Annotated in this window: 8 protein-coding genes; 7 read left to right on the forward strand and 1 reads right to left on the reverse strand. The window is 62.0% G+C overall.

The annotated features are described in order from the left end of the window. Window positions 1-5 precede the first annotated feature (5 nt). The 6 genes from ACYQ3G_RS11985 (at window position 6) to ACYQ3G_RS12010 (ending at window position 10,757) form a co-directional block, all read left to right on the forward strand. Entirely contained in the window at window positions 6-980 is a 975-nt protein-coding gene (locus ACYQ3G_RS11985; protein WP_459826053.1) for an ABC transporter ATP-binding protein, read from the forward strand. Window positions 981-983: 3 nt separating this feature from the next. Beyond that, entirely contained in the window at window positions 984-2,003 is a 1,020-nt protein-coding gene (locus ACYQ3G_RS11990; RefSeq protein ID WP_459826054.1) for an ABC transporter ATP-binding protein, read from the forward strand. Continuing rightward, on the forward strand, window positions 2,003-2,521 hold the full coding sequence (locus ACYQ3G_RS11995) for an acyl-CoA thioesterase (protein WP_459826055.1): 519 nt from the start codon (window positions 2,003-2,005) through the stop codon (window positions 2,519-2,521). The genes ACYQ3G_RS11990 and ACYQ3G_RS11995 overlap by 1 nt, the downstream gene beginning before the upstream one ends. 206 nt (window positions 2,522-2,727) lie before the next feature. Next, the gene (locus ACYQ3G_RS12000; protein ID WP_459826056.1) at window positions 2,728-7,815 is read left to right on the forward strand and encodes a RecQ family ATP-dependent DNA helicase; all 5,088 of its coding nucleotides are present in this window, start codon (window positions 2,728-2,730) and stop codon (window positions 7,813-7,815) included. 131 nt (window positions 7,816-7,946) lie between these two features. Continuing rightward, window positions 7,947-8,570 carry a queuosine precursor transporter gene (locus tag ACYQ3G_RS12005; protein WP_043774325.1) on the forward strand — a complete coding sequence of 208 codons (624 nt, stop codon included), beginning with the start codon at window positions 7,947-7,949 and terminating at the stop codon, window positions 8,568-8,570. 180 nt (window positions 8,571-8,750) lie between these two features. Further along, window positions 8,751-10,757, forward strand: a complete 2,007-nt coding sequence (locus ACYQ3G_RS12010; RefSeq protein WP_459826057.1) for a methyl-accepting chemotaxis protein — start codon at window positions 8,751-8,753, stop codon at window positions 10,755-10,757. A gap of 90 nt (window positions 10,758-10,847) precedes the next feature. Here ACYQ3G_RS12010 and ACYQ3G_RS12015 read toward each other — a convergent pair whose 3' ends face one another. Next, complete coding sequence (locus tag ACYQ3G_RS12015; protein WP_459826058.1) at window positions 10,848-12,137, reverse strand: OmpP1/FadL family transporter; 1,290 nt, start codon at window positions 12,135-12,137, stop codon at window positions 10,848-10,850. A 284-nt stretch (window positions 12,138-12,421) separates the two neighbouring features. Between ACYQ3G_RS12015 and ACYQ3G_RS12020 the strand changes: the two genes are divergently transcribed. After that, window positions 12,422-13,042, forward strand: coding sequence for a TetR/AcrR family transcriptional regulator (locus ACYQ3G_RS12020; RefSeq protein WP_459826059.1), 621 nt, complete (start codon window positions 12,422-12,424; stop codon window positions 13,040-13,042). The last annotated feature ends 55 nt before the right edge of the window (window positions 13,043-13,097 follow it).

A 13,097-nucleotide genomic window follows, 5' to 3' on the forward strand; every position in this document is an offset into this window, starting at 1 on the left:
CGGACATGACGCACCTCCTCGACGTACAGGATCTGGTGGTCAAGTTCCGGCTGCGCTCCGGCGACCTGACCGCCCTGAACGGCATCAACTTCACCCTGAACCCCGGCGAACGCATGGGGCTGGTGGGCGAATCCGGCGCCGGCAAGTCCGTGGCCGGCTTCTCCATCATCAACCTGATCAGCAAGCCGGGCTTCATCGCCTCGGGCCGCGTCCTCTTCGAGGGCGAGGAGATCAGCGCCTACCCCCTGGAGCAGATGCGCGACATCCGCGGCAACCGCATCAGCATGATCTTCCAGGACCCGATGATGACCCTTAACCCCGTGCTGACCATCGGCACGCAGATGGTCGAGACCATCCTGGCCCACAACAGGGTCTCGGAGGCCCACGCCCGGGAGATCGCCCTTGAGAAGCTCTCGAAGGTCTACATCTCCTCGCCGGGCAAGCGTCTGGGGCAGTACCCCCACGAGCTTTCTGGCGGCATGAGGCAGCGCGTGGTCATCGCCATCTCGCTTCTGACCAACCCGAGCCTGATCATCGCCGACGAACCGACCACGGCCCTGGACGTGACCATCCAGGCCGAGGTCATGGCCCTGCTTCTGGAACTGTGCAAAAACGAGAACATGGGCCTCATCCTCATCACCCACGACCTGGGCGTGGTCTCGCAGGTGACGGAGAAAATCTGCGTCATGTACGCCGGCCGCATCGTCGAGCAGGGACCCACGGACACGATCGTCGGCGCACCGCGCCACCCCTACACCCAGGGGCTCATCAAGGCCCTGCCCCAGGGCAGCGGCGGCCAGCGGCGCCTGCACCAGATCCCGGGCATGATGCCCAACCTGACCAGCATCCCCTCGGGCTGCGCCTTCCACCCTCGCTGCGAGCACGCCATGGACGTCTGCCGCAACGTCACGCCGCAGCTCCTTGACGATGGAAAAACACCGGGCCTGGTGGCCTGTCATCTGTATGCGCAAGCCAGGTAGACCATGACAGCACAGACACAACCCCTTGTCGGCATCACCGACGTGGTGAAGCACTTCGACATTTCCGGCGGCTTTCTGGACCGCCTGACCTTCTCGGGCGGCCTGCCCTCCCTGACCTCGACCACGGTCAAGGCCATCAACGGCGTCAGCCTCGACATCCGCCAGGGCGAAATCCTCTCGGTGGTCGGAGAGTCGGGCTGCGGCAAGTCGACCCTCGGCCGCACGGTGCTGGGCCTCTACCCGCCCACCAGCGGGCGGATCGAATTCCGCGGCGAGCGCATCGACAACCTCTCGGCCAAGGACATGCTCCCCTACCGCCGCAAGATGCAGATGGTCTTCCAGGACCCGTACGCGTCCCTCAACCCGCGCATGACCGTACGCCAGATCCTGGAGGAGCCGACGCGCTTCCACTTCCCGGACCTGTCCGCCAGCCAGGTCCAGGACAAGGTGGCCGAGGTCATGCGCCAGGTGGGCGTGGACCCGGCCTGGGCCGGGCGCTTCCCCCACGAGTTCTCGGGCGGGCAGCGCCAGCGCATCAGCATCGCCCGCGCGCTGATGGTCGACCCTGAGTTCATCGTGGCCGACGAGCCCATCTCGGCCCTCGACGTGTCCATCCAGGCCCAGATCCTGAACCTGATCATGGACTGCCAGGAGCGCTTCGGCCTGACCTACATGTTCATCACCCACGACCTCTCGGTGGTCGAGCACATCAGCACGCGCGTGGCCGTCATGTACCTGGGCACCCTGTGCGAGCTGGCCGACAAGGCCAGCCTCTACGGCGACCCGCAGCACCCCTACTCCCGCGCCCTGCTCTCGGCCATCCCGAGGCTCGGCGCCAAGGGCGTCTCGCACATCCGCTTGAAGGGCGAGGTGCCCACGCCCATCAATCTGCCCACGGGCTGCGTCTTCCACACCCGCTGCCCGTACACGGACGACCGCTGCCGTCGGGAGATCCCGGTCCTGCGACGGCTGGCAAACGGCAGCCAGGCCGCCTGCCACGCCCTGGAGGAAGGGAGGATCTGATGACCAACGCCCGCAAGGTCAGCGACAGCGAAACCCTCATGACCCACCGCGCCCTGCCCGAGGACGCCAACCCGGCGGGCAACGTCCACGGCGGGGTCATCCTCAAGCACATCGACCTGGCCGGGGCCGTGTGCGCCATGCGCCACGCGCGCATGGGCGTGGTCACGGCCTCCATCGACCGCATGGAGTTCAAGGCGCCCGTGCACGTGGGCGAACTGATGCTCCTCTACGCAAGCGTGAACCGCGTGGGGAAGCAGTCCATGGAGATCGGCGTGCGCGTGGTGGTGGAAAACCTCATGACCGGCGAACTGCGCCACGCCGCCTCGGCCTACCTGACCTTCGTGGCCATGGGCCCGGACCGCAAGCCGGCCCCCACCCCGGACCTCATCCTCGAAACCCCGACCCACGAACGCCGCAACCGCGAGGCCGAAATGCGCCGCAAGCTGCGTCTGGAGGAAAGGCAACGGGAAAGGCAGGCCCAGGAATCGGAAAAGGATCAGGCCGCTGGTCCGATCTGACGGGCCTCGCTTCTTTCCGTCGCCCCGCGCGTTCCATCACGGACATCCTGCCGCAGCCCTTGTTCCACCGCCGATGCATCGTACGCCTCCAACACAGGCGAACGCATCCATGACGAGCAGATCCCTCCTGGCCTAGCATCGCGCATTGCACTTGCCCTCAACTTGCCGTAGAGACAAAAAAATTTTTCCTCTGCCGGGCAAGGTACATGCGCGATCCCCTCGACTTCTCCCGATACATCCAGCAAGGCGTGGCCCTGGATCTGGAAACCCACCCCCAGGACAACCTGCTGCTCAAAATCGGGGCCGTGGATCTGGCCACCCGCACCGGCCGCGCCTTCAAAGGCCGGTTCGACCCGAAGCGGGCGCTGGCCGAGCTTGATGAGGCCTTTGGCGACGCATCGTACCTGCTCGGACACAACATCATCGGCCACGATCTGCCGTGGCTGCGCGCGCATTACCCGGACACCGCATTGCTGCGCCTGCCCGCCCTCGACACGCTCTACCTTTCCCCGCTGGCCTTTCCCAAAAATCCCTATCATCATCTGGTCAAGGACTACAAAATCGTCCGATCTTCCGTGAACGACCCTGTCCGCGACTGCGTCCAGGCTACCAGCGTTTTCCTGGACGAAATCGAAGCGTTCCGGCTCCTTCCCGCAGAACAGAGCCTCTTTTATGGGGCGGTCCTGGACCGCAGTCATCCGGCCGGGGGATTTGGGGACTTCTTCTCGCGCCTGACGGCACGCCCGCCCATGAACGATTCCGAAGCCAGGACGTTCTGGATGGAGAAAGTTTCCGGCCTGGCGTGCTCCCATGCTGCCGGGGACGTCTTCGACACCCTCTGGTCGAAGCCGGAGGAAGCCTGCTGTCTCGGGTTCGTCATGGCCTGGCTTGAAGTGTCGGGAGGCAATTCCGTGCTCCCGGCCTGGGTCTGGAAACGTCACGCCATGGTTCCGGGCACCCTGCGCGCGTTGCGGGAGAATCCCTGCCGCGACCCGCACTGCGCCTACTGCATGTCGGCCTTCGACCCCAGGGGCCAGCTCCGCCGCTATTTCGGCCATGACGATTTCCTGCCCATCCACGGCGAGGACCCGCCCCTGCAGCGCCTGGTGGTCGAATCCATGATCAACGGCCTGGACTGCCTGGCCATCCTGCCCACCGGGGCGGGAAAATCCCTGTGTTACCAACTGCCGGCCCTGATCCGGGCCGAACAGCGCAAAACCCTGACCATCATCATTTCGCCGCTGCAATCCCTGATGAAGGACCAAGTTGACGGCCTGAGCCGCAAGGGCATCCTGCAGGGGTGCACCATCAATTCCTCCCTGACCCAACTGGAACGGAAGATAACGCTGGAGGCCATCCGCCTCGGAGACCGCGACCTGGTCTGGATCGCTCCGGAGCAGCTGCGCAACAGCGGGGTGAAGGACGTGCTCCGCAGCCGGGAGATCGGGCTGGTCGTCATGGACGAAGCCCACTGCTTCTCCAAGTGGGGGCATGATTTCCGGCCCGACTATCTGGCCCTGTCCACATTCCTGCGGGACATCGTGCCCCCGCCGCCCTACCCCGAGCCGCAGATCGCCTGCTTCACGGCCACCGCCAAGCAGGACGTGCGCGACGAGGTGCTGGAATACTTCCGCACGGAGATGGGCCGGGACCTGGTCCTCTTCGAAGGAGGCCACGAGCGGCCGAATCTGCGCTTCGACGTCATCCCCTGCTCGGACATCGACAAGCTCGACCGCATGGACGCCATCCTGAAGGAAATGCTGCCGCCCGGACAGGCCGGAGGCGGCATCGTTTTCGCGGCCACACGCAAGCAGGCCCAGGAGTTTTCGGAACTTCTCGCCGACCGGGACTGGTCCGTGGACTACTACCACGCGGGCAGGACCCCCGAAGAAAAACGGACGGTGCAGGACCGGTTCCTGGGAGGAACGCTGCAGGTCATCGTGGCCACCAACGCCTTCGGCATGGGCGTGGACAAGCCCGACGTGAGGGTGGTCATCCATGCCTCGCCGCCGGGTTCCCTTGAGAACTATCTGCAGGAGGCCGGCAGAGCGGGCCGGGACCGTCATCCCGCCATGTGCTGCCTGCTTTTCGATCCCGAGGACCTGAACACCCAGTTCGATCTGTGCCGCGCCTCGGAACTGACCTCGCGCGACATCAAATGCCTCTACAACGGTCTGAAGACGCTGGCCGATTCCCGCAGGTCCGACACGCTGGTCATGACCTCGGGAGAGCTGATGGCCGCCGAGGAGGTGGCCGAGTACACCTTCGACGCCCTGGACCGCGGCGAGCCGCTCCTGGACACGAAGGTCCGCACCGCATTGGCCTGGCTGGAGCGCAGCGGCAAGGTCGCGCGCGGCGACAACAAGACCACGGCCATCGACGGCAGCATCCTGGTCGCCTCCCGCGAGGAAGCCGAGAAGCGCATGGCCTCGCTGGAGCTTTCGCAGTCGGAAAAGGAGTTGTGGCAGGAATTGGTCAATATCCTCCTGCAGGCCGAACCCAAGGAACTCCTCAACACCGACAACCTTTCCCTGATGCTTGGCGCCGACACGGACAGAATCCTGGGGGCGCTTCGCTCCATGCGCGAAGCGCGCATTCTCGACCACGACCTGAACATGACCGCCTTCGTGCGCAAGGGCATCGTCGACGACGCCCTGTCGCGCTTCGCCGCCCACACCGGGCTGGAGGAGGCCTTGCTGCGACTCATGGAAGAGGACGAGCCCGACGCACGGCCAGGCAGGACCGCGATGCTCTCCATGCGACACGTAAGCCAACGGCTGAAGGACAGCGGGACCGAAGACGCCACGCCCGCCCGCTTGCAGCGGGTGCTGGAACTTTTCATGGACGAGAAACTGCTGCGCCTGGGCCAGGTTTCGCCCAACACCTATGCCGTGAGTCTGCGCCGGGAATGGCCCGTTCTGCGCGAGAACGTGGCGCGGCGCAACGAAACGGCCAGAGTGTTGCTGCAATTCCTGCTGGACCTGCTCCCGTCCGGCGCACGCGGCAAGGATCTCCTCGTGTCGTTCCGGTCAGGGCAGCTGGAACGGGCCCTGCGCGGCAACGTGACCACCAGCGCCTTGCCGGACCATGCGCAGGCGGCCACGGCGGCGCTCTTCGCCCTGCACTCCATGCACGCCATCTGCCTGCAGAACGGCCTGTCCATCATCCGGCCGGCCATGAGCATCACCGTGACCGACCGCAAGGGCAAGTTCGGCCAGGCCGAGTATGCGCCCCTCTCCCTGTTCTACAAGGAGAAGATCGCGCAGGTGCACATCATGGGACGCTATGCGGAGCTCGGGGCGGTCTTCGACGGCATCGACAAGGCCCTGCGCTTCGTGCGCGACTATTTTCAGAAAACCCGCGAAGCCTTTGTGGACACGCACCTGCGCGACCGCAAGTCCATCCTCGACCTGCCGGTCACGGAGCAGCAGTACAGCGCCATCCTTCACGAACTGAACCCGACGCAGAAAACCATCGTGCAGGCCCCCCTGGACAGGAACATGCTGGTCGTGGCCGGTCCGGGCTCGGGCAAGACACGGATCATCGTCCACCGCATGGCCTATCTGCTCAAGGTAGCCCGCATCAGGCCCAGGAAAATCCTGGCCGTGGCCTTCAACAGGAACGCCGTGGCCGAACTGCGGAGGCGGCTGACCGCCCTGCTCGGAAAGAGCGCCGCGGGAATCCGCATCCACACCTACCACAGCCTGGCCATGACCATCACCGGGCGGACCCTGTTCGGCAGCCGTGGAGAGGAAGGCGTCTTCCGCGAAATCCTGGACGAGGCGGTGGCCTACCTGCGCGAGAACCGAAACCTGGATGCCGAGTCCGCCCTGGACTGGCGAGAGCGCCTGCTGGGCCTGGAGCACATCCTGGTCGACGAATACCAGGACATCAACGAGGTGGAATACGAATTCCTGTCCCTCTTGGCCGGACGCAACGAGGAAGAACAGGGCAAGCGCCCGGCACTGCTGGCCGTTGGCGACGCCGATCAGAACATCTACGCGTTCCAGGGTTCCAACGTGCGCTTCATCCGGCGATTCGCCACGGACTACGGTGCGGCGGTGACCTTCATGGTCCAGAACTACCGCTCCACTGCGCCCATCGTCGAAGCGGCCAACGCCCTCATCCGCCACAACCGGGACCGCATGGACATCCCTCCCGTGGTTGCGGTCCGCATGGGAGACGCCGCGAACGTGGAGATCAGGTCGGCACCAACCGTTCAGGCCATGCTCAAGGACGCGCTGGAGCAGGCCCAAAGCCTGGTCCGGGAAGGCATGGCCCCGCAGGATGTCTGCATCCTGACCCGCACCAACCAGGAGGTCTTCGGCATCTCGCTTTTGGCCAGACGCCTGGGCGTCGATGTCCACCCCGTGCGGCGTCGCAACCTTCCGTTTCCCGCGATTCACGAAATCCACGACATCCTGGAACTGCTCGAACGCAACGGTTCATGCCTGTGCACCGGCCAGGAAGTGCATACCCTGGTTATGCAGATGGTCGAGGAAACGACGGTGCGCAGCAGGCTCTGGCTCGACCATCTGGCCGTCATCGCCTGCGAATACAGGGACGCCTACCCGGCCCTGCGACGCCCTCTGCACGAATTTTGCGATTTTGTCTGGGACATTTCGCGGGACTTGAGCCGCTTCGATCGAAGCATGGGGCGCGGCATTTTCATATCCACCATGCACGGCGCCAAGGGGCTCGAATTTCCCGCCGTCATCCTCGCCGGAGAACCCCGCGCAAACGCCCAGACCGAAGAGGAACGGCGGCTCTGCTATGTCGGCATGACACGGGCCAGGGACCGCCTGGTCGTGTGCGCGCCATGGACGCATCCATTTCTTCACGAGATCGCGGGGAACGGCGCGGACACGGTGACGGTGCGGCATGTCGCCCCCCGGATCAGCCCGGAGGAGGACCGGGACCTGCGGAGCGGACTGTGGGAAATGGGAGCCGATGACGTCATCCTGTCCTATCCGGCAGGAAAGTCCGCGCATGCGCGCACACTGGAGCATATCGAGATGCTGCGCACGGAATGCGCCGTGAATCTCGAAATCCAGGATGGCGAACGAGTGCGCATCTTGGCAAACTCCGTTCCGGTCTGCCAGCTTTCAGCCAAAGGGCGCGAAACCTATGCGCGGCATCGGGCCCAGGGGATGACCGCATCCAGGATCATTCATCTGGCGTCCTTGCACCGCACCCCGTCGGAGCAGGATGTGACGTCGGGATGGGTGGACGTCGAACGGTGCAGTAGTTGGCACGTCCCTCTTTTTCAGGTCGTGTGGGAGCCTCCAACTTAAATTGCTCCATGATTTTAAATTGATGCAAAGCAATAGAGCAAGATTGGCCGACAATCGATAGCCAAATTTGTCATTTACAACGCGCCCGCTTCCGTTTACGAAGCCTCCCGATCATCTCCAAGAGGAATTTCATGCAATCACTCATCGTACTCGTGGCGTCCTACATCGCCCTGCAGATATTTTCCGATGTCGGTTCCCTGCGCATCGTCATGCTCGGCGGCATGTCCATCGACGCCGGCACCTTCATCTACCCCCTGACCTTCACCCTGCGCGACATGGTCCACAAGACCATGGGCAAGAAGGGCGCGCAGCTCATGATTGTCACGGCCGCGGGCTTCAACCTGCTCATGGCTCTCTACTTCTGGCTGGTGTCCATCCTCCCGGCGGACATGTCCGTGGGCGCCCAGGCCGAGTTCGGCCAGGTCCTGGCCCCGCTCTGGCGCCTGGTCTTCGCCTCCATCGTGGCCGAGGTCATCGCCGAACTGACGGACACCGAAGTCTACAGCATGTGGAAGGAGCGGGTCACGGCCCGCCACCAGTGGTCGCGGGTGCTGGTCAGCAACGCCGTGAGCATCCCCCTCGACAGCCTCATCTTCTCCTGGATCGCCTTCGGCGGCATGTTCGAGTCGTCCGTGGTCTGGTCCATCTTCCTCAGCAACACCCTCATCAAGTTCGCCACCACCCTCGTCTCCCTGCCGGCCATCTACCTGGTCAAGGAGAAGGAGCGACCAGACGCGGCCCCCACGCGCTGCTGACGATCAAGCCGGGCGACCGGCTTTTTTTGCGCCCTCCGACGGCCTTCGGCTCCCTGCGGCCTTGCCGTGTCACATTGATGCGAACGGCAAAAAAAGTACTGGACTGTCCGTACCCGGTTTGGTGTATGACATGCGGAAATCCTCCATCATTTTCATCCGCCCATTCCGGAAGGGACCCTCATGAAGCTGTCCGTGCGAAAGAAACTTCTGCTGGCCTTCACCTCCACCATCCTGACCTCCATCCTCATCACCTGCATCGTTCTCGGCCTGCAGATACGGGACTCGGCCATCGCGACGTTCCACAATTCGGCCGCCAAGGAACTCGGGCAGATCGACCGCGCCATCGGCATTTTCGTGGACAAGGCCCTGAAGATGACGACCATGCTCTCCTCCCATCCCCTGGTCCGGACTGCAGACGAATCCATCCACAGCTACGTGCACGAGAGTCGCGGCCTCACGCCCAAGGACATCACGCGCAGCGCGCTTGAAGAGGAACTGGTCGTCCTCTTCAAGCTCATCAACGCCTCCCACCCGGAATTCGTCGAGGTCTTCATCGGCACGAAATGGGGAGGGTTCGCCTCATCGGGCGACAATGAAATGCCCCCCGGATACGACCCGCGCAAGAGGCCCTGGTACACCACGGCCATGAAGACGCCTGAAAAGGCGTCCATCTCCCCCGCCTACATGTCCACCACCGGCGAGGCCGTCATCAGCAACATGCGCCCCATCGCCGCCCAGAGCGGCGAAATCATCGGCTGCGCAGCCCTCGACGTGGGGCTCGGGGTGCTCACGGACCTGATCAAGAAGTCGCCCATGGGCAAGACTGGGTACGTGATCCTGGTGCAGGATGACGGGACCATTCTGGCCAATCCCCGGCACGAGGACCTCAATTTCAAGCAGATGCAGGAAACGGGCGTGCCGGCGCTGGCGCAGTTGGGTGCAATTTCCGATGGCGGCATGGAAGTGTCCATGGACGAACGTCAGTGGTTCGCCCAGGTCCATACCATCGAAGGATTGGGCTGGAAGCTTATCGGCGTCATCGAGAAGTCCGAGGTCATGGCCGAATTCTACGCCATGCTGCAGAAGATGGCCGTCATGGGCGCGATCCTGCTGGCCGTCTTCCTTGGCCTGGCCACGATCTTCGCCAACGCCATCGCGCGGCCGGTGCTGAACGCCACGGCCATGCTCAAGGACGTGGCCCAGGGCGAGGGCGACCTGACGCGCAAGCTCGCCGTGACCTCCAGGGACGAAATCGGCGAAATGGCCACCTGGTTCAACACCTTCCTGGACAAGCTGCGCGGCATCATCCGGGACGTGGTAGCCAACGGCGACACCCTGAACAGCGCCTCCGACAGCCTGCTTGGCATCGCCAACGACCTGCGGACGGGAGCGGCGGGCGCGACCCGGAAATCGCAGACCGTGACGGCGGCGACCCACGACCTGAACTCCAGGTTCGGCACCGTGGCCGCGGCCATGGAGCAGACCACGCAGAACACGAACATGGTGGCCACGGCCACCGAAGAAATGGCCGCCACGATCACGGAAATCGCGTCCAATACGGAAAAAGCCAGGTCCGTGGCGCAACGGGCCATGACCGAAGCCGGGGCGGCCACATCGGCCATGAGTGCCCTGGGCGACGCGGCCTTGGAGATCGGCAAGGTCACGACCATGATCACGGAAATCTCGGACCAGACCAACCTCCTGGCCCTCAACGCGACCATCGAGGCGGCCAGGGCCGGCGAGGCCGGACGCGGCTTCGCCGTGGTCGCCAACGAGATCAAGGAACTGGCCAAGCAGACCGCCACGGCCACGGAAGAAATCAGGTCGCGCATCGCCGAGATGCAGGGCACGTCGAAAAGCACCGAAGGACAGATTCAGGCCATCTCCAGAATCATCGAGGAGATCAACGACATCATCGCCAACGTGGCCACGGCCATCGAGGAACAGTCCGTGGCCACCCGCGACATTGCCGGCAACGTGGCCCAGGCCTCCCAGGGCCTGCAGGAGATCAACGTCAACGTGGCCGAGAGCTCCACGGTCATCAAGGAGATTTCGAAAGAGATCGCCGACGTCAGCAGCGCCTCGGAAAGCACCCAGCAGAACACGGACGAAGTGGCCCGCAAGGCGGAGGAGTTGCGGGTGTTGGCATCGAATCTGTTTGAGCTGCTGGGAAGGTTCAGAACGTAAACATTTGGTAACGACCTGCGCTCCAATGCAAAACTCCCCGCAGTCCTTGAGGAGCGCGGGGAGTTTTATTTGGGTCATGCAGAAGACAGGCTAGAACTTGTAACCGACGGACAACCCAACCATGTGGGCGTCAGCGTTGTCAATCTCGCCTTCGTAAACCCCATCATCGGGGCGAGCATCAATGTCGCGATCCATGATCATCAGATAGGTATAGTTTACGTCCACCACCCAATTATCCCAGTGAAAGCCGAGACCACCATTCAAAAGATGCCGATCATTGGCCGGGACCATGTAGTCGATGGTTTCGTCCTGAACGGGTGACTGATCGAATACGTATCCAGCGCGGAGGTCGAGCCAGTCCAAGACAGCATATTCCACGCCTATATTGAAACGCCAGACGTCGTCCCAGTTCTTGTCATACGACGACACTGATTTAAGAGACATTGTATCGCGATCAAATATTACAGGATCACTATATTTAATTTCCAACTTATCATACTTGCTCCACAACGTGTAAATAGCGCCAACTTCAATACTGAGCTTATTCGTAGGATACACCGCCACACCGAAAGAAAATGAGTCTGGCAATGTTACTGTTCCGTGCGCATTAGTATCTTTAAATGCGCCAATATTATCAAGTAGTGTCCCTTCATATACTGAAGGCATAGAAAAATCTGCCTTTCCATTCACATCCATTGTAACAGGACTTCTATAAGACAGACCTATCTTTGCATAATCGCAAGGCATATAATGCAAAGCCATGTTAAATCCATATCCCCATCCATCAGCTTCGAGACTTGCATCACCATCAATAGCTGGATTCGGGTTTAGAGCTCCTGTCCAATTAATTTTTTGCTTTTTTGAAAAATTTAAATACGTTGCATCAACTCCGAATGCAGCAGAAAGTTTATCTGTAACCTTCACAGCCACATTGGGATTGATGGACATGGACTCGATGATGGCTTCATAATTGTTGTAACGACCGTCCCAATCCTCATCAAAGACTGATCCCAATCCAAAGCGTGAGAAGGTGCCCAGTCCGACGGTGTAACGATCGTTCACCTTCCACGTGGCATAGAAGTGAGGAGGTACCCACAAAGAATCCTTGTCAGACGAGGCCCACTCGTTGCCAGCAGGAGAATTCGTCCGGATATCCAAAACCGGGTGAATGGCCGTGAAACCGGCCAAGACCTGGAGGCCATCCAGTTGGGTGATGCCTGCAGGGTTGGAGGCAAGTGCTGACGGGTCGTCTGCCCGCCCTACTGTTGCACCGCCGAGCGCGTTGCCGCGGGCGCTCCACTCGTAAATTCCGAAACCGGCCGCCGAACAGAACTGCGCGGTTGCCAACACCAACGCCCAGGCGATTGCCCATGATTTCATACGTGTCCGCATTCAACCTCCCCCTTGAGTTACAATGTTTGCTCACCCGCAGCAGCAATTTAAGTGGCTGCTCAGCGTACGCCTCGATGTGCGCTAAATGAAGAAGGATTTTGCGTCAAGGGGTTTCCAACAAACCGCAATTACAGCCTTTCCCCCATCGCCGCCAACGGCTGGGACGGGAAAAACACTAAGCGGCCACATAATGCGAGCGGAGAAAAACGGTGGACTGGGAATCGAGGGCTGGGTAAGAGATTCGGCAAATCGCAGACGGCAAGGAGAGGAGCGTGGTCAAAGGCAACAAGGAACGGATATTGGACACGGCCAAACGGCTTTTCGGCGAACTCGGCTACGCGGAAACAACCTACAAGCGCATCGCCCAGGAGGCCGGCATCGCCGACGGGCTCATCGCCCACCACTACGGCAGCAAGGAAAATCTTTTTCAGCTGGTGGAAATTTCCATCCTCAAAGACCTGCTCGGCAAGATCGACGAGAGCCTCTACTACGCCTCGGACGGTCTGAGCAGCGTCGTCAACTTCGCCAAGTGCATCCTCAAGGCCTCGGCCACCCCGGAGTCGGGCTTCCTGACCCTGCTGCGCTGCTCCCCGTTCCTGGCCAACACCGTCGATGCCGACAACTCGGAGATTCTGGCCGTCTGCTCGCAGGTCGTGCAGAAGATGCTCGGCTGCATCGAAGCCGGGATCAAGGACGGCTCCATCCGCGCCGACGTCGATGCGACTCTGGCGGCCAGCGTCATCTTCTCCACCGTCTTCGGCTCCACCCGAGCCCGGCTTCTGGCCGGCGAGAACATCCTGGGACTGAGTTTTTCGGACGACTTCTACCCCGAAATCCTGAGCATCCTGACGAAATACCTCGAACCGGATCAGGCCGCCCCGGTCGCAGGCTAATCCTCGTCGTCCTTGTCGCCCTGAACCATGGCATAGGCCACCAGGCATCCGAGAA

This window comes from Desulfomicrobium salsuginis, from assembly GCF_054657795.1.